Consider the following 26,260-nt stretch of genomic DNA (forward strand, 5'->3'; position numbering starts at 1 on the left):
TCGTAAGAACATTAGCCAGGAGATCACCCTCGTATTATCAGGGATTGGCCCGTCATTTCCTCGGGCTGCGGAATTCCCATTATATCGAGCACAGTCGGAGCGACATCGGCAAGGATCCCGCCCTCTCGCATTTCAATCCGGGCAGGTTCACCGAGCTTTTTGGATGGGTCAAACACGACGAAGGGTACCAGACTTGTTGTGTGCGCGGTGAATGGGCCGCCGTTGTCGGGATCGATCATCATCTCGGCGTTGCCATGGTCGGCGGTGATAAGTGCCACGCCGCTGACTTTCTTGACAGCCTCAATTAACCTGCCGAGGGCTATATCGACCGCCTCAACCGCCCTCTTGGCCGCCTCAAAAATGCCACTGTGACCAACCATGTCGCAGTTGGCGTAATTTATCAGTATAAAATCATACTTCCCCGACTCAATTTTCCTGACCGCGTTGTCGGTTACTTCGACCGACGACATCTCAGGCTGGAGGTCATAAGTGGCTACCTTCGGTGACGGGATAAGATCCCGGTCTTCCCCATCAAACGGCTTCTCTGTCCCGCCATTGAAAAAGAAAGTTACGTGAGCGTATTTTTCGGTCTCTGCCGTTCGAAGCTGCTTCAGACCTCTTTCCGACAGAATCTCCCCGAGAATATTATTCAGGTGTACCGGATGAAACGCGACGTTTGCCGCGGTCATATTCGCATGATAATTGGTCATGGTGACCAATTCGATCTTCGGATTATCTTCGTGATTATACACCGGAATATCATCTCCGAGGAGCATAGAGCACAGCTGGCGCACCCGGTCCGCCCTGAAATTGAAAAATATCGCCGCGTCGCCATCTTTGAGGCGGCCGATAGAATCATCACCGAGGTCCATCACCACCGGCACTATGAACTCATCGGTTACATTCTTTGCATACGACGCTTTTATCGCCTCAATCGGATCTGAAAATCTCTCACCTTCACCATACACTATCGCGCGATATGCCTTATCCACTCTTTCCCATCGTTTGTCACGATCCATACCATAATAGCGTCCACCGACAGTGGACACTCTGCCAAGTCCAATCTCTTTGAACTTGCGTAGCACCTCGGCCATGTAGTCCTTGCCGGCTGTGGGAGACGTGTCGCGTCCATCCATGAAAGCGTGAAGATACAGCTCTTTTACACCCTTTTTCTTCGCCAGTTCGGTCAGGGCGAAAAGATGATCCATCGACGAGTGCACCAGACCATCGGAAACCAATCCGAACAGGTGTACCGCCTTACTTTCTGCCGCCACCCGCTCCATAGCGGAGGTGAAGGCTTTATTTTCAAAGAAATCACCATCCTCGATGGCTTTGTCAATACGGGTTACATCCTGATACACCACCCGTCCGGCGCCGAGATTGAGATGACCCACCTCGCTGTTGCCCATCTGCCCCCTGGGAAGGCCTACTGAGAGACCGGAGCCATCGATTTTCGTGTTTGGAAAATTTGCGACCAGCCACTCAAAATTCGGCTTATGAGCGGCCGCAACAGCGTTGTCTGCTGTAGCTTCGCGAAGCCCGAATCCGTCAAGAACACAAAGAAGAACCATATCGCGTTATATCAGCTTTACTGATTTGTCCCCTTTTGTGATTGAACCAATTATATACGCCTTCTCCGAGTGACCTGCTAAGTCTTTCACGATCGCGTCAACTTGAGATGGCGGCACTACGAGTATATACCCGATACCCATGTTAAAGGCCGAATAAACATCATCGGGGTCAATATCTCCAACCTTGCGCAAATACTCGAATATCGGCAATACTTCCCACGATGATTTATCGATCTCGGCTCCGATCCCATCGGGCAGGATTCTTTTCAAGTTGCCCGGGATACCGCCGCCGGTGATGTGGGCCATGCCGTGAATTTTGTATTTTTCCAACAGAGGATGAATCACGGGCGCATAGCATCGGTGGACTTTCATCAACGCCTCGGCGATAGTCATCCCAAGCTCATCGACATAGTCGTCCGGCTTGTGCCCGGCTATCTCGAAAGCCACCTTCCTTGCCAGCGTGTAGCCATTGGTGTGAAGGCCGCTTGATTTCAGGCCGATACAAACATCACCCTGTTCGATTGTGGAGCCGTTGATAATCTTATCCTGATCAACCACGCCCACGACAAAACCGACCAGATCGTATTCCCCCGGCTGGTAAAATCCCGGCAGTTCGGCCATTTCTCCTCCAACGAGAGCCACTCCGGCATTGCGGCAGCCGCGCGCCAGACCTTCGAGCAGAGCCGCAACAACATCCTGCTCGAGTTTTCCCACCCCGATATAGTCCAGAAAGAAAAGCCCTTTGGCGCCGTGCACCAGGATGTCGTTGATGCAGTGATTGGCAAGATCTTCGCCGACAGTCGTATGAATACCGGTCATGAAGGCCAGCTTGACTTTGGTTCCGACGCTGTCGGTGGATGATATCAGAACGGGTTGTTTGATATTGGTCATATCCGGCTTGAAAAAACCGCCGAACGACCCTAAGCCGGTGAGAACCTGTGGGTTGAAAGTCGACGCAGCGAGTTGCTTGATTCTTTCAACCGCCTGCTCCCCGGCTTTAACATCTACGCCGCTGTCGGCATAGGTGAGACGTGCTTTTTTATCCTTGTTATTCATTGGAAATATATACACTTAGGGGGCTCGATTGTCAACTAACCTTGCCGACTAAAAAGTCCGGGCTATTGCGACGGCCAACCTATCGGCATCATCAGAATAGCCGCTTCCTGTTTCGGGTCAACTCCGAGAAATTCGTTGAGCCGGTCATCGTTAAATGCCCCAACGACTACCGTCCCCAGCCCCAGCGCGGCGCACTGAAGACTTATGTTCTGGCTGATACAGCCCGCCTCGATATAACAATACCGGTAGCCCCGGTCGGAGTATTTGACAGTCGACCGGTCCCAGCGGGCGGCCAGAATGACCGTCAGGGGTGAAAAGCCGACTGCAGCCTGGCCGTTGGAAGCTTTGTGAAGCTGGCTGCTGAAGTCCCCCTCTTTGACGAGATCAAGGCTGCTGTCAGCCACGTGGAAATGGTAAAGCCCATCTTCGAGTGATTCCACATCGGCGGCCGCTATGTATATATCGATCGGATAGAGCGCCCCGCCCGATGGTGCGGTTCGCATCTGGTAACCGCGCGACGAGTGCGTGATGCCATCGGCCGCCAGTAGCACCCTCGCCACCAGGTCCAGGCTGACGTGTTTTTCGGCAAACGACCGGGTCGATTTCCTTTCATCGAGCGCCTTTTCCAAAGTTACCCCCGTCCCCGCAAGCGGCTCAAGTTTGATTTTCTTCGCCCCTTCATAAGACTTGTACAGCGGGACTTCTTTACCCCAGTGCGGGGTTTCGGCCTTGCTGCCCTCATCGCCGTAACTGGTCTCGTGGTGGAATCTCTGACTGATAGAGAGAGAATCCCCTTGAGCATGACCGATACCGAAACCGGCTATACTGGCTGCCAGCAGGATCGCTGGAAGTTTCATATTCATATCAGAGTCTCCAGAAATTGTGGTTTCAGTCCAAATCTGAAAGAACACTTATTAGCAGACGAATCATATTCGCCATACAGCCGTGGTATTTATACACCCGATCTGTCCAGTTTCGTCAGCAGCCCCGCAAAGTCTTCCGGCAAGTCGGATTCGAGCGCGATACTCTCCCCGCTCACCGGATGCGCAAACTCCAGCTTCTTTGCGTGAAGCGCCTGTCGTCTGATAAGGGCCAGAAGCTCCCTGGCCAACTGACGTTCCGGAGCGAAAATGCCCCGGTGCCACTTATCCCGACCGCCATACTCCGGATCGCCGAACACCGGGTGCCCCTCGTGAGAAAAATGAACTCTTATCTGGTGCGTCCGACCGGTCATCAGGTTGACTTCCAGAAGATCATACGACCGATACCTCTTGAGAAGTTTGTACCGGGTAATGGCCTGACGGCCGGATGTTTCGGTAACGGCCATTTTTTTGCGGTCGCGCGAAGATCGGCCGACCGGCAAATCAATCTCCCCTTCCTCCTTTTTCACATGACCGCAGATAAGCGCCAGATAGGTGCGCTTGATGTCACGCTGTTGAAGAGCCTTTTGAAGTTTCTGATAAACCTCATCAGTTTTCGCTACAAGCAAAAGCCCGGAGGTTTCTTTATCAAGACGATGCACTATTCCCGGACGGTCAGGGGCGGAACCGGATGAGAGCTTCTTAAAATGAAACATCAGCGCGTTGACCAGCGTACCCGAATAGTTTCCCGCTCCCGGGTGAGTAACCATACCGGCCGGTTTATTGACAACCGCCAGATAGTCATCTTCAAAAACGATATCGATGGCAATGTCCTGCGGTTTTACATCGGTTGGCGGCGGCGCGAAAATCGTTAAAGAGATTATGTCACCCGATTCGACCTGTGATTTCTTGGAGACCTTTTCGCCGTTCAGAAGAACATAACCGTCCTCGATAAGCTTCTGCGCCCGGCTTCGCGTCAGTTTCGCGTCAGGGTGGCCGCCAAGGTAACTATCGATACGCTGCCGGCTTACCCCCGCTTCGACCGTTATCCGCACACGCTTGGGTTCTTCAGGCGATGTTGCCGCCATATTATGACCTATCCGGGTTGCCGGGTGCTTCTTATTGCCGCGAGCATTTCAGAAACGGCTCTCTCGTAGCCGACCAGTAGCGCCCGCGAGCCAATAGCGTGACCGATTATGAACTCATCGATATAACCAAGCTCCGCCAGCGGCTGGATATTCTTGTAGGTAACGCCGCGACCGCAGTAAACACCGAGATTCTGCTTTGAAGCCGAGTTGACCGCTTTATCGATGCGGTCCAGCTCGGTTTGCGCGTCCTCCACCGTACGAGCTTCCGTAAATCCTTTGCAGTTTACCAGCACGGCGGCCGCGCCGGCCTTCGAGGCCCCTTTTATATCGTCACTTTCGGGCTCAACATAGAACCCGGCGTTGATACCCACGCCTCTGAAACGGTCGACAATATCACCGAAATCCACCGGCGCGCTGTTGAAATCAATGGTCGTTACCGGGCTGTCGCTGTCGGCGTGGTCCGCCGCGAATATGACCATCCACGGTTTTATCTCCAACGCCTGATCGATCAGCTCATCGGCCGGGGGCATCTCGACTATCAACTTTGTTTTTACTATTCCTTTGAGAATGTATAGATCCCGGTCGCGGATGTACTTGCGGTCGCGACGAACCTGCACGGCGATTCCATCGGCGCCCGCGAGTTCGGCAAGTACCGCCGCCTGTGCCGGGTCCGGTTCACTCAGGCGGCGAACCGATCTGAGAACAGCCACCAGATCTATATTAACGGTAAGGCCGGACACAAATCCCTCCTTGCTTTTTTCGTTTGCTATCAGTCTTTATACGGAAATATTGTATGGGAGGCCAAATGATTAGTCAATTCTAAAAACCGCGCTATCGACAGTTCCTCGGCGCGGCACCTTTCGGACAACCCCATTTCGGTCAAAACACCGACAACATCCGCCCTCTCGCCGGACAAACCTTCCATGAGATTATTGACCAGAGTCTTACGCCGCTGTTTAAACGCATGCCGAACCACCGTTTCGAACAAATCGAAGTTGTCCACGTGAATCGATTTTTTCGGCTTCAGCTCTATTACCGACGATGTCACTTTTGGAGGCGGTTCAAAGTGTATCGGAGAGACATCGAAACAGATTTGGACATCAAAATGGAGCTGGGTAAAAATCGCGATGGGCGACCAGTTTTTGGAGCCGGCAGATGATGCCAGACGTCGGCCCACTTCCTTTTGCACCATGAAAACGGCGCCGGTGATGTTATCACGATGCCGTACGACCCAGTCTATTACCGGCGAGGTAATATTATACGGAAGATTTCCAACCAGTTTGTAGCAATCATAATCGGGCTCGTACGACAGGAAATCTGCCTGAATTATTTGAAGGTTTTCATACCGGGCGGCCAGTTTGCCCAGATAGCCGGCCAGATCGCGGTCAAACTCCACCGCAACAATTTTGGCGCCGGTTTCAGCGAGCGCAACTGTGAGCGCCCCGCGCCCCGGGCCGATTTCGATGATTACCTCACCCGGCTTGGCATTCACGACATCACGAATTTTATCGATAATAGCGCGGGATGTCAGAAAATTCTGTCCCAGCCTTTTTTTGGCGCGGTAACCGCCCATGACTACTCTCCGAGTGTTTCCACGAGCGAGAACAATTTCTGGCAGGTGCGGTCTATGGTTTTCTCGATCTCTTTGAAGCTCATATTTTTCAACTCTGCCATCTTTTCATAGACATGCTTGACAAGCGCCGGCCGATTGGTCTTGCCTCTGAATGGAACCGGCGTCAGATAGGGAGCATCCGTTTCGAGAACAATCTTTTCAAGCGGAACCACCCGGGCCAGTTCGGACATACGGGAATTCTTGAAAGTGATAATACCATTGACCGCGATAAGAAATCCCAAGTCAAGAACTTCAGCGGCATCGGTCATATCTCCGGGGAAACTGTGAAAAACTCCACCACGCAAATCCGGAGCGAATTCTTTGACAATCGCCACCGTGTCTTCGAATGCCTCGCGGGTGTGAATTACGACCGGAAGTTTCGTTTCCACCGCCATCTGCAGAAAGCGCTGGAAGACCTGACGCTGTATCTTCCGGGGCGAAAGATCGCGATAGTAATCCAGCCCGATCTCTCCTATGGCGACCACCTTTTTTTCATCCGCCATAGCCCGCATCTTTTCATACTCCGTATCGTTGACCTTGCGGGCATCGTGCGGGTGCACTCCGACCGTAGCGTAAACCGAACCGAATTCTTTAGCCAGAGAGAGTGACTCGGTTGAGCTTTGGAGATCGGTACCGATGTTGACGATAGTGTGCACGCCAACCGAAGTTGCTTCGTCGACGAGTTCCTTTGGTGTGCCACTGTGGTCGATGAAATTGAGATGGCAGTGAGAATCAATCATTAGCTAATCTTGGCGCCCGGCGGCAGATCTTCATCGGGAGTCAGCAGAGTGAGTTTCTTGCCTTTCGACGCCGCCAGCAACATGCCGTTCGATTCGACACCGCGAATTACAGCCGGCTTGAGATTCGTGATCACGATTATCTTCATACCGGTGATCTTTTCCGGCGGGTAATGCTGCGCCACGCCGGCTACAATCTGACGTTTCTCCGTACCGATATCGACCTGAAGTTTGAGCAGCTTGTCGGCGCCCTCGACTCTTTCAGCGCTGAGCACCTGGGCCACCCGGAGATCCACACGGGCAAACTCGCCGATATCAATCAGGTTGGATTCATCGGCAGCCAGCTTCTGGGGCTGTTCAGACTCTTTCTTATCCGATTTTGGCTTCAACCGAGGGAATATCCCTTCATCAATGACTACTTGTGAACCCGGCTCTATCTCGAAGAATTTCTGAGCATGCTCCAGCGTCAGAGTGCTGTCATCCAGTGAGAACACCTTGCGCACTTCGCGCATCTTGTTGGGCATAACCGGGAAAAGCACCACCGAGACAATACGGATTATCTCGCTGCACGCGTAGAGAATGCCGCCCATCTGGCCGATCTTGCCCTGTTTGGCCAACTGCCACGGCGCGCTGTCATTGAAAAACTTATTAGTAGCCTTGACAAGATTCATGGCGTCCAAGATGGCATTACCGAGACGGAAATTTCTGATGTGATCATGCGCCGCCCCGGGCAACGCCTCCGATTGCTCCATGAGCTGCTGAAGTCCATCGATCTCCTTGACCGGAAGCGGCATTTTGCCGTCGAAATTGCTGACAATCATCTTGGCCACACGCGACACGAGATTGCCAAGGTCGTTGGCCAGGTCGGAATTGTATTGTGTTACGAAACGGCTCGCTTGAATATCACCATCGACACCAAACGGATACTGCGTCAAGAGCAAATATCGCGTGGCATCGGCGCCGAATTCTTCAACCATAACGTTCGGGTCAATCTGATTGCCCAGTGACTTGGACATCTTGCGGCCATCGACCGTAAAAAACCCGTGGAGAAAGATCGTATCGGGCAATTTCACCCCCGCCGCCATCAACATCGCCGGCCAGTACAAACAGTGAAACTTGAGAATCTCCTTGGCCATCAGATGAATGATCTCGCCGCCGTTCCACCATTTATCGAACTTGGCCTGATCATCGGCATACCCCATAGCCGAAATGTAATTCGACAACGCGTCCACCCACACATACGCCATTTGACTCTTGTCGAAAGGAAGCGGTATGCCCCACTTGACACGCTCGCGCGAAAGGGAGAAATCGGGAAGGTCCTGATTGATGAGCCCGAGCACTTCGCGGCGACGTTCATCGGGCAGAATCACCAACTCATTCGATTCAATCTTTTTCTTGATCTTATCCGCGAAAGCCGTCAGACGGAAAAAGTAGTTCTTCTCTTTCAAGCGTTCCGGCGGCTTCTTGTGATCCGGACACTCACCATCGACCAGATCTTTCTCGGTGATAAATTTCTCGCAGCCCGTACAATAGAGACCTTCATAGTAATCCGAGTAAACTACATCCCGTCCGTCATCCGTCTTGGCACTTCGCATGGCTTCGAGAATTTTTTGCACCGCTCGGGTATGACGTTCGGAGGTCGTTCGGATAAAATCATCATTTTCTATATCGAGATTTTTCCACGCGCGTTTGAATGTTTCCACCGTCCGGTCACAGAACTCGATCTCCGAAAGCCCGGCCGCCTGCGCTGCCTCGGCAATTTTGGTACCGTGTTCGTCGGTACCGGTCAGAAAGAAAGCTTCACGTCCCGCCAGACGGTAAAAGCGCGCCATCACGTCTGCGGCGATAGTGGTGTAGGCGTGTCCGATATGCGGTTTATCGTTCACGTAATAAATCGGCGTCGTTATGTAAACTGGCCTGGCCAAACTGCTCTCTCCTTACTTTCCTAGTTCATCGTCTCGGAATCATCCAGTTTCTTAAGCTCCTCGCGGGTAGCATCATCCTCAACAGTCTCATCAAGAGCCGCCTTACCCGGATGTTTATCCGGGCGCTTCGACTCAACACTCAAGATATCCTTCGCACTGGAACGTATGGTTACCGCCTCATCGACGCGGATGACCGCTTCCTCATTGAATATATCTATTCTCTCGATAACACCTTCGCCGGCGGTCGTCTTCACATGGCTGCCGATCGGAGGAAACTTTCTGCGGCACGCCTCATAAGTCCCGGCTTCATAGCGAAGACAGCACAAAAGCCGCCCACAGTTTCCGGATATTTTCGACGGGTTCAAGGGAAGGTCCTGTTCGCGGGCGTGCTGGGTGGATATCGGTGTAAAGTCCGTGATGAATGTGTTGCAGCATTGCTCCAGCCCGCAGATTCCCACGCCGCCGAGACGGCGCGCTTCGTCGCGCACCCCTATCTGCCTCAACTCGATACGGGTCTTGTAGCGGGCAGCAAGGTCCTTGACCAGTTCGCGAAAGTCCACCCGGTGATCCGCCGTGAAAAACACCGTCATCTTGTTACCATCATACTGCCACTCGACATCGACAACCTTCATCTTGAGCTTGTGTTTGGCGATCATCGTGATCACCTCGTCCTCATGCTCGACTTCCTTTTTGCGCATATCGGCAAGTCGGCGCATGTCCTCGTCACTGGCGGGTCTTAGAATCGACCTCGGCTTCGAAGATTCATCGAAATTAACTTCGATTTCGATCTTCTTCGACAGAAGGCCGATATCTTCACCACGCTCAGCCTGGATTATGACATGCTCGGACAGCTTGAGGCTGTGGTAGTATGTATTAAAAAAATACTCCTTGCGGGAGCCTTTGAATTCGACCAGATAAAGTTCGGCCACAGCAGTCTCCTCAATGGCTTACTCGTTATTATTCAATCAGTTGACCGCTGAGATATTTCTTTTGAGTTTCAGGGCCAGCGCCATAAGCGCGCCTTGAATATGCACGTTGAGCCTGAGGTCAGCAAGCGTATTTTTGATATCCTCGGTCATCCGGACAGTCAGCCGGGAATCCGCAAAATACCCCGACAACCTGCCGATATCCCCGGCGAAATCGACATTGGTAATCTCGCCTTCATCGGAGGTAACCGCCATTCCGGCGCAGTCGCGAATCAGAAGTTGCCAGAGCCTGAGAAGCTCCTCCGCCTCTCCCCGGTCGCGCAGGTTGAGAACATCATTCATGTGCGCCAGGGTATCCGGCGCCGGGTCCAGAAACAGCGATTTGAACAATAGAAAAGCCACCGCCCGGCTCGATACGTCATCTTCGTTATCCGACCCCAGAGCATCCAGCGCCCTGCCGACCGAACCCTCGGAAATGCGCGCAACCAACTGCGCTTTCTTCGTGGATACCTTGTAATGCCCGGCCAAATACTTCTCAATCACCTGGGGCGGCTGGCGGTCCACCTTGATTTTCTGCGAGCGCGATTGAATCGTCTTGAGAAGCGAATCAGGATTCGATGTGATAATGATAATAACCGTATCAGCCGGTGGTTCTTCGATCATCTTAAGCAGCGCGTCGCCCGATGACAGCAACATCTTCTCCATCTGGTAAAAAACCACTACCCGACGGATTTCAGAATCCGCTTTCAAAGAAAGATTCTTCTTTATCATGCGGGCTATAGAAATCGGGATGGTCTGAGTCTTCACATCTGAGATAATCCGAAACGGCTCCTGTTTTTTCTGCTGGATAAACTCGGCAGTAAACTCTACCGCCTTTTCCGGTTTATTTTCATGCGGAGGTATCGGAACCGCGAACTGAAGTCCCTCGAAATTGAGCGCGAAGATATTGCGGCAATTGCGGCATTGCCCGCAAGGGACGAGCATTTTTGCCTCCGAATCGGACCGCTCGGGCTTCTCACAATTGAGCAGCGCCGCGAACGATACCGCCAAAAGCCACCGCCCGACTCCATCGGGCCCGTAAAACAAATACGTGCCGGCTGTTCGCTCCAGCTCAAACGAGCGCGAGAGAATAGCCCAAGCTCTGGTATCGTAAAGGATATTTTCAGAAGGAATCAATATTAATCCATGTCACCGGGTCGAGGGGACTGCGACCCTCGCGAAGCTCAAACCTCACCATGCCGTCTTCGGCCGCCTCCGCCACCCGGTTACCAGCTAAAACATATTCATTCACACTTACGAGAATCTTTCCCAACCCGGCGTAAGTCGTATAGTAATGATCATCATGGTTGATTATAATAAAATTACCGTAACCGCGCAAACTCCCTGAATAGGCCACCGTCCCCGAGGCTACCGCCACCACTTTATCACCCGGCCGCGTCTGAATTGTTATTCCCGATGAAAACGATTTGAGCTTGGTTACCGGGTCAACCAGATCCCCAAACGGAACGGTAATCTTGCCGCGGCAGGGGGGCAAAAGCTGCCCCTTGAGCGAGGCAAACACCGATGGTCCCCGGTCGATCCCCCGTTCTTCGGCAAGCCGAAGCTCCACTTCCTGCTGAAGTCGCGCGATAATGTTCTCCATTTCCCGCGCCGCCTGCTCCAAAGTCAGAATCCGGTCGGCCTCCTCCGCTTTCTTGCGCCGGATCTGCTCCAGATTCTTCTCATACTTTTGCTTGGCGCTGGATGTCAGACTGATAGCTGTTTCGCGCTTTTTTTTCAGCCCCGATATCTTTTTGGTCTCCCCCGCGAGGTCACTTTTCTCCTGAAGAGTCTGCTCGAGATCGATCGATGCCTGGTCGACATTGCCCAACTCGAAATTCGCCAGCGCTGTCAGGTAAATAATCTGCTTCTGAAGCATCAACTCTTCGTTGGGATCCTCGGAGAATATCTCCGGCGGTTTGTGGGCAGCCATGTAAAACTGACGGATATTCCCCAGATACCGCCGTCGAGAAAGCTCAAGCTCAAGCTGCTTTTGGTCGAGCTCCGAGGTTGTCTCTTTGATTTTGTCCTGAAGCTGCTTGAGCTGCGAATTCAGACGCGACACCACTTTCTGATCGGTCTTGAGCTTCTGATCACCCTCGGAAATCTTCTTCTGAACATCCATCTCCGTCTGCTTGAGCGAATCGAGCTTCTCGCGGCTGGCCGCGACCTCTTTTTTGATTTTCTCCATCTCCTGCTTCTGGATCAGGATTTCATCCTTCGTATCCTTAGCAAGGGATAGCGATGTCAGCCCGATTACCAGGGCCGCCAGTATGAAAGTTGTTGAATACCGCATATTATAATTTCAGGTGACGTCTTATTCCGAAAAACGCGCTCACCACGCCCAGAACCGCCGCCGCACCGCAGAAGAGTAAGATGTCATTGCTGTTTGGAAAGACAATCTCAAATTGAGTAAAGTCCAGTTGATCCTTGAAATAGAAAATAACCAGCCATCCGGCCGCCGCCGAAAGCCCGCCGAGCACCAGTCCTTCGATCATAAACGGCATCGACAAGAACAGTCCGCCTGCTCCCTGAAGGCGCATCTGGTAGAATCCCACCGCTCTGGCGCGGGTCATCAGACGCATATTGTTGGCGGAACTTATCACCACCGCCAGCAAAATCACCAATCCGAGCACAGTCCCGATATTGCGCAGGATCCCTTTCGTCTGCTCGGCTTTCTCGATCCAGTTCTTGCTGTAATAAACGTGAGACACCCCCTCGATCTTTGAAAACGCCTGCTCGGTCAGGGCGAGACGTTCCGCCGTGAGATAGTCTCCGGCAAACGACACGATATACGACCGCGGCAGCGGGTTGATTGAATCATACCCCACCAGCAAATCAATCCCCACCAAACCTGTCAACTGCTCGCGGGCGTCATCTTTGGATATGAATTCGACATCACTCACCCCGGGCACCTCCGCGATCTTCGCCCGAGCGGAGAACAACGTGGAATCGGTCGCGCTCTCAGCGACAAACACTTCCATCTTGAGGTCTGCGATCAGGTCGGCGTAGAACTTGTTCGATGATCCCGCCGCTATCCAGTACAAATCGAACAGTAGGAACAAAAGCGCCATAGACAAAAGCCCGCTGATCATCGTGCCCGGATTGCGGTAAACACTGCGGAAGAACTCTTTGATGAGGTGCTGTATCCGGATCATACCAGCGCTCCGTTCAAAATCTGGTAGCGGTCGGTGTTGGGGAAATCGGTCGGCAGGGTTTCACCGCTGAGGATAATCATCGACCGCCCCGATAGCGCCAGTTTCACCATGTAGTCATAGATGCGCTGGTATGTTTTTTGGTCGAGTCCCGCGAGGGGTTCATCGATTATGATGAGCGGCTGATTCGCCACCGATGCTCTCGCCAGTTGTACCAGCGTGTGTTCGACTCGCGTGAGCTTGTTGGGATAGGTATTGGCCTGTTTGAGAAGCGAGAACTCGGTCAGCATTTTCAGGAGACGTTCTTTGCGGACACTCTTGCGCTCGGCGTTCAAAACGAGCGGGAAACAGATATTTTCGCTGACAGTGTACGATGGCACCAGGCCGAAGATTCCGCCAACGCCGCCGATTTTGCGGCGGGTGCGCTTTATCAGCCTCTTTTTGCCCGGCTTTAGAATCTGCCCGAACATCTCAACCGAACCGCTGTTGGCAAACCGCTTGCCGATTAGGAGTTCTACCAGCAGGCTTTTACCTGAGCCGGCCGCGCCGGTTATTATTGCTGAGCGTTCGGCTTTGAGCTGAAAATTGAGATCTTCAAATACTTCAAAGCCTCTGTCGGATTTGAGATAGACGTTGGTCAGTTCGACAACAGTTTCATCAATCATGATTAGAACCGGGCGTACAACTTTATTCTTTTATACCTTTATCATCTAAAATGGTAAGAAGTTCAACGCTGGATTTCAATTTTAAAATATGGGAGAGATACCCGCGCCGAACCGCGCCTTGATTTCGCTGTGCTGTCAGGTATCCTCACCTGACAGCTACCTGCTGACACGCCCGGTCGAAAAGGCAGGAGTCTCACTTAGACCCCCAACTTTCTATCGTTCTGACGGGACACTATAACTGTGCCCGGCAGATGTCCTCATCTGCCGGAAATCTTGTATGTCGACACCCCCGCCCGTCAGGGTCTGTCGTCAGACAGAGGTTTCGACATCTCCGATTCTGGCGGGTTCAAATCCCGATTGAATCGGGACAGGGACGGACCCGCCCTAAAATGCTTTAGCCCTTTGTTCGCGGTAAGTCATTGCAGTTAAACCCGAAAACCGTTATTATTTGACATTTACGATTCGTCCCGCATAAATTGTGTGAGAATCTCAAAAAAAGAACGGAAAAACATGAAAAAGCTAATTGTCGCTCTGTGTTCATTAATGCTGCTTGTCAACCTGCTGAGTTGCGGGCCAACGGAAAATCAGAATGAAATCCTCATCGGTGAGTTTAGTTCGCTGACGGGCACAACAGCTACCTTCGGGCAGTCCACCCATCATGGTCTCGAACTGGCGGTAGAGGAAACGAACAACGCGGGCGGGTTGCTCGGAAAAAAGGTCCGATTGCTCGTCGAGGATGACCAGTCCAAGCCGGAAGAAGCGGCCACCGCGGTCACCAAACTAATCACGAGAGATAAGGTCAAAGCTATCGTCGGCGAGGTAGCGTCTTCGCGAAGCCTGGCGGCGGCGCCTATCTGCCAGCAATTTGCGGTTCCTATGGTAACCCCGGCCTCGACCAATCCCGAAGTCACGCGCAAGGGCGACTACATTTTCCGCGTCTGCTATATCGACCCGTTCCAGGGTGAGATGCTGGCCAAATTCGCACATAATTCGCTGGGAATCAGGAAGGCCGCCATTCTTAAGGACGTCAAAAACGATTACAGTGTCGGTCTGGCGCAGTTCTTTCGGGAGACGTTTGAGATTCTGGGAGGGACAGTGGTCGCGGAGCAGGCTTACAGCGAAGGCGACAGCGATTTTAAGGCGCAGCTGACGGCCCTGAAAGCGACGGAGCCGGAGGCCATCATTGTTCCGGGCTACTATATAGAGGCCGCTCTGATCATTAAACAGGCCAGAGACTTGAATATTACCGTTCCCATTCTGGGCGGCGACGGCTGGGATTCATCGAAGTTGCTTGAGGTAGGCGGACTCTCGCTTAATAATACGTATTTTAGCACCCACTATTCGGCGGATGACACCAGCTCCTTGGTACGGAACTTTGTTGAAAAGTATCGTTCTCGCTTCAATGAAATGCCCGACGCTATGGCGGCGCTTGGGTACGACGCCGGGTTGATGCTTTTCGACGCTATCCGAAGGGCGGGAAGCACCGAGGGTCCGGCGATTCGGGACGCTCTGGCGGCCACGGAGAGTTTCCCGGGCGTTACCGGCAATATTACGATCGACCAAGAGCGTAACGCCCGTAAACCGCTGGTCATTATCAGCGTTGTGGACGGTCGGTTCGTTTATAAGGAAACCGTCCAACCGTAGCACAGTAATCCTTGTTGTTCGATGAGTGAGTTTCTTCAACAGGTTGTAAACGGAATTTCGCTGGGGAGTATCTATGCCCTGATCGCCCTCGGATATACCATGATATATGGTATTCTGAGGTTCATAAATTTCGCCCACGGCGATGTCTTCATGGTTGGGGCTTTTATCGGTTATTACCTTGCTCCGCGGGTTCTTGCGCTGACCGGCGGCAGTTTCGCCATTGCCGCTCCTATTGTCGTTGTGCTGACTATGCTGGGATGTTCTCTCCTGGGTTTCACGGTAGAGAAACTCGCCTATCGGCCGCTCCGTCCCCGCCCCAAACTGACAGTGCTGATTACCGCGATAGGTGTTTCTTTTTTCCTTGAATACGGCGGGCAACTGGCGTTCGGGCCCGACCCGAAACTCTACCCGGCAATGATACCGTCCGGTTCCATCATCGACACTCAAAGTGTTGTCGTCGGTACTGACTCCGTGGTGGTCATAATCACGGCCTTCGTGTTGATGATGCTTCTGCGCTTTATCGTTTACAATACCAGGATGGGGACCGCCATGAGGGCGGTGTCCTTCGACCACCGGGTGGCGTCGTTGATGGGAATAAACATAGATACCGTCATCAGTTTCGTTTTCGTGCTGGGGTCGAGTCTGGCCGGCGCCGCCGCGTTCTTGTATGCGTCCATTTATCCCAGCATAACTCCACTGATGGGCATCTTCCCCGGTCTGAAAGCTTTCGCGGCGGCCGTGCTGGGAGGTATCGGGAATCTGGCCGGTGCGGCAGTCGGAGGCCTCATAATAGGTCTCACGGAGACTTTCGTGGCAGGCTATATTTCATCGAGTTTCCGCGACGCCATCGCTTTCTCGATCCTTATCCTGATCCTGCTCGTGAAACCATCGGGTATCTTCGGACGCCATGAACGGGAGAAAGTGTGAGACTCGAGAGATCGATCGTCGTTTTCATGGTCGCCATATTGGTGAGTTTGGGCATAACGTTTTTCCAGAACATGTTCAATCCATATTACTTTCAGATCCTGATTTATATAGGCATAAACATCATCCTCGCCTCGAGCCTGAATCTCATAAACGGCTTTGCGGGGCAGTTCTCTCTCGGCCACGCCGGCTTCATGGCAGTGGGAGCATACACATCGGCGGTGATAACCTCCCAATTCCAGGTGAGTGGGGGTTCCGCGTGGGGCCTCGCCGTGTTTACGCTGGCCCTATTGTGCGCAGGTGCCATGGCCGCTGTTTTCGGGCTGCTGGTGGGCATACCGAGCCTTCGTCTTAAGGGTGATTATCTGGCGATCACGACGCTCGGTTTCGGCGAGATAATTCGGGTGCTGGTACAGAATCTCGACTTTCTCGGAGGGGCTCGCGGTTTCACCGGCATCGCGAAAATGTCCAACTTCTTCTGGGTGTTCGCGACCGTAGCCGTGGTGATCTTCCTTACCAACAATCTCATCAATTCCACTTATGGCAAGGCCTTCCTGGCGGTGAGAGACGACGAGCTGGCGGCTGAAGCGATAGGTATAAGCTCGACCCGGGTGAAAGTTATCGCCTTCGTCACCGGCGCCTTTTTTGCCGGTATTGCCGGGGCCATTTATGCCCACTTCGTGACTTACATAAACCCCGCCCAGTTCAGCTTCCTTAAGTCATTCGAAATTGTGGTGATGGTGATTATCGGGGGAATGGGGAACATTGTGGGCGTCATTCTGGCGGCCATCCTTCTGACGATCCTTCCGGAATTGCTGCGCACGGTGGCACAGTACCGGATGGTGCTGTATTCGCTGCTGTTGATTGTCATCATGATTGCCCGTCCTCAGGGATTGTTTGTGAGTTGGCGCCCCGGAAAAAACAAAACAGCGATAAAGGCCTGAGATGGAGATTCTTTCGATAAAAGACTGCACCGTGAATTTCGGAGGGTTGACCGCCGTCTCGAACCTTGACATGGCGATGGAGGCGGACGGTCTTCTCGGACTCATCGGACCGAACGGCGCCGGGAAAACTACCGTATTCAACACGATTACCGGCATTCATTGTCCTGAGGATGGCCGGATAATTTTTGATGGTACGGCTATCGCGGGATGGAAACCGGATCGGATATCTCGGCGGGGCATCGCGCGGACATTTCAGAATATCAGGCTGTTCCGGTCTCTGACCGTCTACGAAACGATTCAGGCCGCCTTTAACAAGAATGTCGGCTACGGGTTCGCCCAGGCTGTCACCCGGGCCGGCAAATTCCACCGGGACGAAAAATCAATTCATAACGGCATAGTCGAATTGCTCGAGTTTTTTGGATTGACCGAGTGCAAAGACGAGATGGCTGTCTCGCTTCCGTACGGTATGCAGCGGAAAGTCGAGATTATGCGGGCGCTCGCCACTAAACCGAAATTGCTGCTTCTGGACGAACCGGCGGCAGGTATGAACCCCGCCGAGAAAGTGGCCCTGATGAATCTTATCCGGATGGTGCGCGAGCATTTCCATCTGGCCGTGTTGTTGATCGAGCATGACATGAAAGTTGTCATGGGCATTTGCGAGCGGCTGGTGGTACTCGATTACGGGGTGAAAATAGCCGAGGGCGCGCCGCGGGAAATTCAGCGAAACCCGAAGGTGATTGAAGCATACCTGGGAGAAACCGTTGAGTAAACCGCTGCTCGAAATAACCGACCTTGTAGTCAAGTACGGCGCCATAGCCGCCCTGAGGGGTATATCACTCTCCGTCAGCCCCGGCCAGATAGTCACGATGATTGGAGCCAATGGAGCGGGTAAAAGTACCCTGTTGCGGGCTATCTCGGGACTGGTCGCAGTGGCCTCGGGAAAGATCACCTTCAGCCGGCAGGATATCACCAATCATCCCGCCCAGCGGATTGTTGGTACCGGCATCTCCCATGCGCCCGAAGGCCGGATGATCTTCGCCAATCTCACGGTCAAGGAGAACCTTGAGATGGGGGCATACCTGCGCAAGGACAAAGCCGGCATCACCGGTGATTTCGAGCGCGTCTTTGCTCTCTTCCCTCGTCTCAAGGAGCGCATGTATCAGCCGGGCGGCACTCTTTCCGGTGGTGAACAGCAGATGCTGGCGGTGGGCCGCGCTCTTATGGCCCGTCCGCGCGTCCTTCTACTGGATGAACCATCGCTCGGCATCGGGCCGATACTTGTGAAGGCCATCTTCGCCACGATTGTCGAAATCAACAAGGAACTGGGGATGACGATTCTTTTGGTGGAGCAGAACGCTCACATGGCGCTGAAAGTCGCTCATTACGCTTATGTCATCGAAACCGGCGCCATCGTTCTCGAGGGACCGAGTTCCGATATGGCCCGCAACGCGCTGGTCAGGAAAACATACCTGAGCGAATCCTAAGCTGACTTTTTCCCCCGCTGCAAACCACTTGCGATGCAGGTTGGGTGCTCGCCTTCCGAAACCCGGGAACCCATAGCTTGCTGTGGAACTCTCTCGATTGATCTTGTGCCCGGCAGATATCCTCATCTGCCCGGAATCCGGTCGCCCACCATTCGGGGCCTGTTGAAACACCTTCCCCCTGTTGTGTCAGGTTCTGATTTCTGCTTGCAGAAATTGTGACCTGACACTCAAGTAGCGGGTACCCCATCCGACCTGTCCCGCGTTTCGCGGGATTCTATAAAAACTACAATTGTGAGAAACTCGACATTTAATTTCGGCTTTTTCAAGATGTCGGGTTACTTGGTTCACGTCCCCTCGCCTTGCTCGTAGCGTGCCCGGCGGAACGCCGACCTACTTGGATTAGGTATCGTCAACGCACAATATCAATCCCCTGACATTTGGACAGGTGTAGACTGGGACTTGCCACTCGCGATTGCGAATAAATATAATCGAAGAATCCCCGTCTTCATCCAGCGAGTAGGCCACGTTGCTGTCTAGAGAATAGTCGCTATACCCGTGAAATGCCAAATCTGGGTAAGAGTGTGACATTATCAGTCTGAGTCTGTACTTTTGGCCGACCTCCAGCCTCACCGTTCTGCCACAGCCCTCATTCCCTGAGAGTGAATCACCCTTTGATGACATGACCCAAAAGAGAGAATCGTCAGAGCCTGATGACAACAGGAATACGTAGTGTTGTTCGAAGAAGAAATCGTCTATTAGCCTTACGGTATAGTCTCTCTTCGCTGTTTCTCGTTCTTCCGAAGGATCAGTTCTACCAGCGCAGGAAACTAACATCACAAGAATGACTATCGAGGCGAGCAAATTGCGCCTTGGACAATTCAGCCACGAAAGACATCTGTCTGTTACGAGTCGCATTTCATCCTACTTTCTTATCAGCAGACCACCCGCTTTTCCGCGCGGTCCGAGTAGGTGCATAACCGTCCGCCCGGCGGGTGTTGTCCACGTGCCCATTGCACGTACTCCGTCCGGGCCTGGCCCGATGGACATCGCCCCTCTGTGAGCCGCATCGTAGCTGGCCGCGGATGGCGCCTGGCCGGGATTATTCACCCCCCCCAAATAGGACTCAAGGACTTCATGCATTACAGTCTGCCCCTGAGTCCAACCGTCTATGTTTTCTATCACCTGAGCGTGTGACATACATATGTACTGTGACGTCTGAACCACCCCGTTTTTGTCTGTGGTGCTGCCATTGAAACTTCCGACCGCTACCGATGAATTTGTGCCGGGTACCGTGGCTCCAGCCTCCACGGTCGTCAGGTTCACATTAATCTTCTGGCTGTTCACCGCTTCTACGAACTTCTTCTCTGCATCTGTCTGAGCATTTCCCGATGCCGATACCTGACCCGACGCCGTGTCGCGAGTTATTGTGAGATTATTATACTGTTTACCCAATGCGTCTACGGCTTGCTGTGCTTCATTGCCCGTTATTGTGACAGTCCTCCCATCCGGGTCCACGAACTTCATCGGGTTATTGGCGCAATAAACATACGGGCTGAGGCCCGGATATTTACTCGCCAGCGGGTCAATAGCCGTGAACCGACCCAGCTCCGGAGCATAATACCTCGCCCCGTAATAATATAACCCCATCCCCCCTTCATTGTCAAACGGCTTACCGGTGTACTTAAACGGTTGACCGGTGGTAACCGTCAGGTCGGCATCGGCCCCAAACGCCCAGTATCGGCTGTAAACATCCTTCACCGTGCCGCCGCTCTTCTCAGAAACCACCACCCTGGCCGACCCGAGATGGTCATTCAGATAGAAATACACACCCCCCTGGGCGTCAATCATGGCTATCCGCTGATCACCGGCATAGACATACTTGCGAACCAGAGTATAGACGCCGTCCGGGGCGATTTCATACTCCGCCAGCACCTTACCGCCCGCTCCACGCACATAATGCGTTTCCACAGCGGCGCTGTAGGTACAATATTCTTTTGGCGGACCGCCTGCCGCGGCAAGTTCAACCGTGTTCGGATCATCCCCTTCGTAGGCGCTACGATAGGCCTCCTGATAGCCGCGTTGCTGGCTGGCATCGATATTTGAGTCAGGGTCGTTGTTTACACACAGATCCCGATAGTGATAGTAGTATTTCTTTACCACCCGGTCACCACTGTTGTTGTATGCAAAGGTGATCTCATCGTCACCCCAGTCGCCATCAAGATAGACCTTCTCCAATCGGTTAAAATGGTCGTAAGCGAAAGTCGCCGCCCGTGCTGCATCGCCGCTGATATTGCCGTTGGCGTCGTACTGATACGAGTTCTCAAGCGAATCCACGCTGCTGCTTATGCCCGTCAGCTTGTTGGTTCCACTGAGATAGTTGTAAGTCCGGCCGCCGATATCGTACTGAGAATACGACATCCGGTTGCCGTTGCCGTCGTAGGTGAAACTCTCAATTTCGGCAGCGGCTTCATCCAAATACACATCCATCAGCCGGTCCAGACGATCGTAGCCATACAGGTATGTCTGTGTCTCCCCATCCGGAAGCGTCAGCTTCTGCCCCAGCAGATTGCCGTTCAACTGGCCGGTGGCCTCGGCATGTGTCGGGTGGGAATAGTAGTACAGGTCTTCGCCGAACATGTCCCCATTCGCGATGGCACCGTCGTTTATCGAAGTCAACCAGCCGCGCTCGTTGTAGGCGTAATCCATCGACTGAATATTGTCGCCCAGCACAACTGTCTCAATCTCGTCACGCGGGGTGTAGGTGAATGACGCATAGCGGTCCGGGTCCTGCGCCGTCCCGACCGACGCCAGACGTCCGCGATCATCATAGGCATAGGTGACAACCGTGCCATCAGGATACTCCAGCGATGTCATCTGGTCAGCATGGTTGTAGCCATATTCTATGACATGTTTGCGCCCGCCAACCGGACCGGCAACAAGCCAGTATTGATCCTCTTGGTGCACCAGTGACGGATAAAAGACGTTCTTCTGACGGATCAGGCGGCCCCTGGCGTCATAGTCATACTGTTCGCCGTAGTTGTCTCCGCGGACTGTGGCCAGGTTGATAGACAGCCTGCCCTTGGAATTGGCACAGCTATCCTGATCGTAGAAATACCGCATCAGCGTATCGACATATACCGTATCACCGGTCGCATCGATCTGAAGCCTGCCGCTGTGGGTGACCCGGTTGATGCCGTCGTACGCCGTGTAGAGCCAACTGCTTAAACCTGCCAGGTTGCCGTCCTGCTTGCCGATCAGGTTGCCGTTTTTGTCGTAAACGTAGTGTATCGCGTCGTAGTCGCCAACGGTGGTGTCATAGGTATCGGTCGATGTATCTCGCACGGCGGTGCACTCCCGGGTCAACTGGCCGAGCGAATTGTACTCGTAGAGAATCGCGTCGAAATAGGTCTTTGTCCCGGATTCCCCCGCTCTGCCTGGGCGCATCACTTCGATCAGATTACCCAAATCATCGTAGTTGAAATGGGTGTATATCCAGCGCGTGCCATCGGATATGCTCGACAACCTGGTCTGCCCCAGTTTGTCGGCGAACTGGTAGTGCATGACGCCGTTTTCATCAGTCGTTATTGTCCTTTGACAATCGTAACCGGGACCCCGGAAGAACGGCCAAACCGTGTCGTCTCCATACTCCAGGCTGATATGCGGTGCTGTAGACAGTGATGAGGGGAAGGTGGTTTCCGTAGTTCGGTCAAGAACGTCGAAGGCGCTTCTTGTGGAGTAGCCCAGCTGATCGGTAGTACGACCCACTCGCCCGGCGTAATCGTAGCCGATGGTCGTGTAGTCGTAGGAGTCGTCGGAATCGATATATTCCGTTCGCTCCGGCCGGCCTAGCCCGTCAAACCATGTGCGCGTTGTAGGAGTGTACTCCCCTATATTCGGGCGTACCTGTCGAGTGACACTGATACCGTCGTAATCATCGCGCGTATCATCATAGGTATAAATGATCGTCCACGAGCTATCGGATTCGTTGGAAATGTTGCGACCGTGTATCTCCAGATATGGATGGTAGCTTGAATTCGCATGTTCCGATGAGCAAATCACCGAGTACTGCGGACCTTCATCTTCAGGAAACGTCGTATCTGCCCGAAGTACGAGAGCCTTCGGATACCAATAACGGTCAACGATATCTGTGACATTGAGTCTGTTAGCCCCTACCTGTGGATAGACATTTGGAATGAGGCATTCTTCAATTCCGGTGAGGTCTGAGTTATATTCGGGATAGACCGGACATTGATACAAACCGACCCGCCACGCATCATCCCGAAGACAGTAATAGTTGAGGAAAACGCTGTCAATGACGTCCGGAAGAACGGCGTATCTGAATGACAGATAGGCATCCCTGGCTTCTGTAAAAAACCACATGTGCTTGTTGTCATCATAATAAGCATCCCATCCTATCTGGAGAGTATCGGAATAGGTGTAGCACCGGCTAGAGAAGTAGCATACCTCCCCGTCTGAAGACGGTATTTCGGTTTTTGCATAATCGGTAGTATCTTCATTATAGTACGAGTAGCCGAAGTCTCCCGGTAGGGTCACCATCGATACGCGGCCCAACCTGTCATAGGTTGCAGTCGAGAGCATGCCGTTTGCATCGACGACCTTCAGCGGCTTCCACTCTTCATCCAGTTGTTGGTAAGAAACCATCGCATTTGTCTCGTCCGGTTCCAGATCCGGACAGTCGGTGTAAAACGCCGCTTCGGCTCTGGCTGTTCCTTCGAAGTCGTTCGGGTCAACCCAAGCCTTTACTATTATAGTGTCATTAGGACTAACTGTTGCTACACCGGAGTTGACCAATTGCTCGTCGCTTGCATAGAACCTTATGCCATTGATTTGAATCCACGCGTATGTCTCGTACTGAATTTCCGTGACTTCAAGTGACCAGAACACATGTCCACTGGCGGAGGGAATAAGAGTATCCACGTCGCCGTCGTCCTCCGGCGGAACAGCCGAAAGCATGACAGCGATCTGGTAACTGTCATAGGCCACTACGCTAGATTGAAAAACGCAATCGGATTGGTCGATAAGCGTGTCATCGGTAGAAAGTGAATCCTGATCAGGAAATCGAACGGCTTTATACCACTGATGCCCCAAGGGGTTTACGATGTGAGTCTCTGTCGTGTCAATACTGCCATCTACATTCGCTTCATAATATGTGACCGGGTTAGTCACGTATTGGTTAGAATCCGAGTCTACCATGAACAGACCGGCCGGAGCCTCCGGAATCTCAACGAGATCGCAGTAGTGATATATTGTGGAATCTCCATTAGGAGACATTTTCTTTCGGAGAGCACCATTTTCTCCCTCACAGGGCGGTTCCTCAATACCCTTGAAATACTCAAACGATTCACTGATATAATCGCCCGGTATGCCGTCCTCAACAAAGTACTGTCTCATCTCAGAAATCTGACCCGGATAACCGTTTGTTGACGCAGCGTTGTAGTACAGTGTCTGAGTTTGGGATAGCAGGATATCATTCGAATCTATGACGCGGACGAAATTAACCATGGTGTTATTGTAGTATGACAATGCCCCCGTAACGTCGAAACACGAGTCATTGTACACTGCCTCAGTCTTTACGCCGAAAGCGTTGGTCTCAGTTACTTTTTTGACGTTCGATACGGTGTCCGCCGTAACGTCGCTCGACCCGTCATCAAACTCATAGTCTTTGCGCGAACATGAAGTCACGCCATCCTCTGTCGTCACAGCCGAATCAAGCAGTTTGGTTCGCGGATTCCAATAGTTATCCTGCCTCCATACCTCATCTCCATCAGAAGGCAGAAAGATCGAACCGTACTCACTTACCGTCGTTGACAACAGCTTCAGCAACCATCCGCGGTCCCTCGTGGCGGTACTCCAGGGACCATTCTCGTTGTAATAACAATATTGGAGAAAGGTTTCTTTCCCAACAGTTGCGTCGGAATTCCACAGGTATCGACGTGTGTAGAAGCTGTCCACCAAGTCAATATTGCCATCATCATCAGTGTCGTTCCAACTAAAACGGAGACTGTCTTGAGTAACGAGGCCACGAGACTCGTTGTAAGTTCCCCGCCAGGTGACCATATTGATAAAGAACGGGTCGCGCCCTATATCTGCAAAATGGGCGGTTTTTTTGCACGGGTACTTCTCATAAGGGTCATAGCAGAGAGTCCAATAGTCAATTGAGTTGTCAGTCAACGGATAGTACTTGAAAGCCGAGAGCCCGCCCGCGGAATAACGCACGCTGTCAAGGCGATAGGGCGTTGCTACAAATGTACCTTCGGTGTGGATTTGCTCAAACCAGCAATCTCCGAATCCGTATCCAATCAGCGTATAGGGGCCGTGGAAGAAGTCGGTTCTTCTGTAGACCGGATCCACAATATAGCTCACATATGCTCGATTTATGTCGCCGAGAAATGAAGGACTGGTGCCCGGCAGCAGGTCCGTAAGTTCGAACCGGTACCAGGCTTCGCTGTCTTCAGAATCCTCGTCCCAGGTCAAACCATGAAAGAGCCGCAAGCGATAGATCGCTTCGGTTCCCATCCCCACCCAATCGAAGTCTATCATTTTTCCATAGTTGACCGTTGCAACCGGTGGCCGGCCATAACCGCACCACAAGTCCACCGTATCAACGTACGTAATACCGATCGCGCAGCCGGTTACATCGTAGAACTTCTTGGGCAAGAAAACCTGAGGGTCCGCATAGACCGAACCCGTTGTCACATCGTGTTTCCACTCGGGTACATAATGCTCAAAAAACACACGGGTTCCGTTTTCCAAAAACATCGTAAAATCGCCGCTTGGCTCGACAAACAACTTAGTTTTATCATCCTTGGAAAATGATCGATACTCCCCATCAATCAAACCTGTCTCGTTGCCGCCGTAGGCCATACTGACAAACTGACTGACACTGCCATCGCCCATCAGAATGCTTATGTTCCCATAGTAGGAGCCGTTTGACTCACCCCGGCTGTAACACGAGTGATAACCGTTTATAAGAGCTGCCACGTCCTTGTCATAGGTGATCGTATCGTTTTCATACGTGTTGAAACTTATAGCTTCGTTTTCGAAATTGAACGTCTGAATCGCGATCCCGTTCACCGACAATATCCATTCGGGTAAATTGAGCGACTTGGGTCCGCAGTTGGTCGGGTCTGTGGCGTTCACTCCAGCCCGCACCGTGTGTCCCACCGAACCATTGTATGTTATTTTGAAATCGAAATTGAGACCGTTTTGTGACACCTGCGCATACTTCAACCGCTTCGTCCACATAAGATTACCGTTGAAGTCGTTTACTATCTCCTCGCCGTCGTAGCTAAACGAATTGGCCTTGAGGTAGCCTCTCTCGTTGAACATGCCGGAAGCATCTTCAATGATGCTCAACTGAGTGACATCCTGAGCCACAGCGCTCACCTGACAGAATAAACTAGCGATCATACAGATCGTCATAATCGCAAAAAACCTGAAATTCATGGAACCTCCCCAAAAATTTGGAAGTGACCGTTTAGAAGTTGTATTGTGGGCTGTCAACACTATTTTACAGCATTCTTACCCCACCTGTCAATCTGTTTTTCTGAAATCCTCCACAACAATTCCACCACACAAGACAATTTCCCTCGCATTAGTCCTAATAATC

19 protein-coding genes are annotated in these 26,260 nt (G+C 52.5%); 5 read left to right on the forward strand and 14 right to left on the reverse strand.

Annotated elements, in window-relative coordinates:
- Window positions 1-23: 23 nt before the first annotated feature.
- From gpmI to AB1483_08885, 13 genes are all read right to left on the reverse strand, one after another.
- A complete protein-coding gene (gene gpmI, locus AB1483_08825; protein ID MEW6412560.1) occupies window positions 24-1,571 on the reverse strand; it encodes a 2,3-bisphosphoglycerate-independent phosphoglycerate mutase in 1,548 nt (515 codons plus the stop codon).
- 6 nt (window positions 1,572-1,577) lie between these two features.
- Complete coding sequence (purM, locus tag AB1483_08830) at window positions 1,578-2,627, reverse strand: phosphoribosylformylglycinamidine cyclo-ligase (GenBank protein MEW6412561.1); 1,050 nt, start codon at window positions 2,625-2,627, stop codon at window positions 1,578-1,580.
- 62 nt (window positions 2,628-2,689) lie between these two features.
- Window positions 2,690-3,484: a SagB/ThcOx family dehydrogenase gene (locus AB1483_08835; protein MEW6412562.1), complete on the reverse strand. Its 795-nt coding sequence runs from the start codon at window positions 3,482-3,484 to the stop codon at window positions 2,690-2,692.
- Between the two features lie 95 nt (window positions 3,485-3,579).
- Window positions 3,580-4,575, reverse strand: coding sequence for an RluA family pseudouridine synthase (locus tag AB1483_08840; GenBank protein MEW6412563.1), 996 nt, complete (start codon window positions 4,573-4,575; stop codon window positions 3,580-3,582).
- 8 nt (window positions 4,576-4,583) lie between these two features.
- The gene (locus AB1483_08845; GenBank protein MEW6412564.1) at window positions 4,584-5,315 is read right to left on the reverse strand and encodes a pyridoxine 5'-phosphate synthase; all 732 of its coding nucleotides are present in this window, start codon (window positions 5,313-5,315) and stop codon (window positions 4,584-4,586) included.
- Between the two features lie 29 nt (window positions 5,316-5,344).
- On the reverse strand, window positions 5,345-6,148 hold the full coding sequence (gene rsmA / locus AB1483_08850; GenBank protein MEW6412565.1) for a 16S rRNA (adenine(1518)-N(6)/adenine(1519)-N(6))-dimethyltransferase RsmA: 804 nt from the start codon (window positions 6,146-6,148) through the stop codon (window positions 5,345-5,347).
- Between the two features lie 2 nt (window positions 6,149-6,150).
- On the reverse strand, window positions 6,151-6,927 hold the full coding sequence (locus tag AB1483_08855; GenBank protein MEW6412566.1) for a TatD family hydrolase: 777 nt from the start codon (window positions 6,925-6,927) through the stop codon (window positions 6,151-6,153).
- Window positions 6,927-8,849: a methionine--tRNA ligase gene (metG, locus tag AB1483_08860; GenBank protein MEW6412567.1), complete on the reverse strand. Its 1,923-nt coding sequence runs from the start codon at window positions 8,847-8,849 to the stop codon at window positions 6,927-6,929. Before metG ends, AB1483_08855 begins: the two co-directional genes overlap by 1 nt.
- A 20-nt stretch (window positions 8,850-8,869) precedes the next feature.
- A complete protein-coding gene (gene ricT, locus AB1483_08865; protein MEW6412568.1) occupies window positions 8,870-9,778 on the reverse strand; it encodes a regulatory iron-sulfur-containing complex subunit RicT in 909 nt (302 codons plus the stop codon).
- Window positions 9,779-9,814: 36 nt separating this feature from the next.
- Window positions 9,815-10,951, reverse strand: a complete 1,137-nt coding sequence (locus AB1483_08870; GenBank protein ID MEW6412569.1) for a hypothetical protein — start codon at window positions 10,949-10,951, stop codon at window positions 9,815-9,817.
- Window positions 10,938-12,110: a peptidoglycan DD-metalloendopeptidase family protein gene (locus AB1483_08875; GenBank protein MEW6412570.1), complete on the reverse strand. Its 1,173-nt coding sequence runs from the start codon at window positions 12,108-12,110 to the stop codon at window positions 10,938-10,940. The genes AB1483_08870 and AB1483_08875 overlap by 14 nt, the downstream gene beginning before the upstream one ends.
- A 1-nt stretch (window position 12,111) precedes the next feature.
- The gene (locus AB1483_08880; protein MEW6412571.1) at window positions 12,112-12,972 is read right to left on the reverse strand and encodes a permease-like cell division protein FtsX; all 861 of its coding nucleotides are present in this window, start codon (window positions 12,970-12,972) and stop codon (window positions 12,112-12,114) included.
- Window positions 12,969-13,634 (reverse strand): ATP-binding cassette domain-containing protein, encoded by a 666-nt coding sequence (locus tag AB1483_08885; GenBank protein MEW6412572.1) that lies wholly within the window; start codon window positions 13,632-13,634, stop codon window positions 12,969-12,971. Before AB1483_08885 ends, AB1483_08880 begins: the two co-directional genes overlap by 4 nt.
- Before the next feature lie 510 nt (window positions 13,635-14,144).
- Here AB1483_08885 and AB1483_08890 point away from each other — a divergent pair.
- The 5 genes from AB1483_08890 to AB1483_08910 are packed head-to-tail and all read left to right on the forward strand — an operon-like array spanning window position 14,145 to window position 18,630.
- Complete coding sequence (locus AB1483_08890) at window positions 14,145-15,278, forward strand: ABC transporter substrate-binding protein (protein MEW6412573.1); 1,134 nt, start codon at window positions 14,145-14,147, stop codon at window positions 15,276-15,278.
- Between the two features lie 21 nt (window positions 15,279-15,299).
- A complete protein-coding gene (locus AB1483_08895; GenBank protein ID MEW6412574.1) occupies window positions 15,300-16,205 on the forward strand; it encodes a branched-chain amino acid ABC transporter permease in 906 nt (301 codons plus the stop codon).
- Window positions 16,202-17,146: a branched-chain amino acid ABC transporter permease gene (locus AB1483_08900; protein MEW6412575.1), complete on the forward strand. Its 945-nt coding sequence runs from the start codon at window positions 16,202-16,204 to the stop codon at window positions 17,144-17,146. Before AB1483_08895 ends, AB1483_08900 begins: the two co-directional genes overlap by 4 nt.
- Before the next feature lies 1 nt (window position 17,147).
- Entirely contained in the window at window positions 17,148-17,915 is a 768-nt protein-coding gene (locus AB1483_08905) for an ABC transporter ATP-binding protein (protein ID MEW6412576.1), read from the forward strand.
- Window positions 17,908-18,630, forward strand: a complete 723-nt coding sequence (locus AB1483_08910) for an ABC transporter ATP-binding protein (protein ID MEW6412577.1) — start codon at window positions 17,908-17,910, stop codon at window positions 18,628-18,630. Before AB1483_08905 ends, AB1483_08910 begins: the two co-directional genes overlap by 8 nt.
- A gap of 921 nt (window positions 18,631-19,551) precedes the next feature.
- Here the strand turns inward: AB1483_08910 and AB1483_08915 are convergent.
- Window positions 19,552-26,097 carry an RHS repeat-associated core domain-containing protein gene (locus AB1483_08915; GenBank protein MEW6412578.1) on the reverse strand — a complete coding sequence of 2,182 codons (6,546 nt, stop codon included), beginning with the start codon at window positions 26,095-26,097 and terminating at the stop codon, window positions 19,552-19,554.
- Window positions 26,098-26,260 lie beyond the last annotated feature (163 nt).

The sequence above is a fragment of the Candidatus Zixiibacteriota bacterium genome, from assembly GCA_040756055.1.
GTDB lineage: Bacteria > Zixibacteria > MSB-5A5 > GN15 > FEB-12.

Coding starts and splice junctions, on each gene's coding strand:
- AB1483_08855 (MEW6412566.1), bottom strand. CDS start 6,927: ATGATTGATTCTCACTGCCATCTCAATTTCATCGACCACAGTGGCACA.
- rsmA (MEW6412565.1), bottom strand. CDS start 6,148: ATGGGCGGTTACCGCGCCAAAAAAAGGCTGGGACAGAATTTTCTGACA.
- AB1483_08905 (MEW6412576.1), top strand. CDS start 17,148: ATGGAGATTCTTTCGATAAAAGACTGCACCGTGAATTTCGGAGGGTTG.
- gpmI (MEW6412560.1), bottom strand. CDS start 1,571: ATGGTTCTTCTTTGTGTTCTTGACGGATTCGGGCTTCGCGAAGCTACA.
- AB1483_08915 (MEW6412578.1), bottom strand. CDS start 26,097: ATGAATTTCAGGTTTTTTGCGATTATGACGATCTGTATGATCGCTAGT.
- purM (MEW6412561.1), bottom strand. CDS start 2,627: ATGAATAACAAGGATAAAAAAGCACGTCTCACCTATGCCGACAGCGGC.
- AB1483_08835 (MEW6412562.1), bottom strand. CDS start 3,484: ATGAAACTTCCAGCGATCCTGCTGGCAGCCAGTATAGCCGGTTTCGGT.
- AB1483_08840 (MEW6412563.1), bottom strand. CDS start 4,575: ATGGCGGCAACATCGCCTGAAGAACCCAAGCGTGTGCGGATAACGGTC.
- AB1483_08885 (MEW6412572.1), bottom strand. CDS start 13,634: ATGATTGATGAAACTGTTGTCGAACTGACCAACGTCTATCTCAAATCC.
- AB1483_08875 (MEW6412570.1), bottom strand. CDS start 12,110: ATGCGGTATTCAACAACTTTCATACTGGCGGCCCTGGTAATCGGGCTG.
- AB1483_08895 (MEW6412574.1), top strand. CDS start 15,300: ATGAGTGAGTTTCTTCAACAGGTTGTAAACGGAATTTCGCTGGGGAGT.
- AB1483_08890 (MEW6412573.1), top strand. CDS start 14,145: ATGAAAAAGCTAATTGTCGCTCTGTGTTCATTAATGCTGCTTGTCAAC.
- AB1483_08880 (MEW6412571.1), bottom strand. CDS start 12,972: ATGATCCGGATACAGCACCTCATCAAAGAGTTCTTCCGCAGTGTTTAC.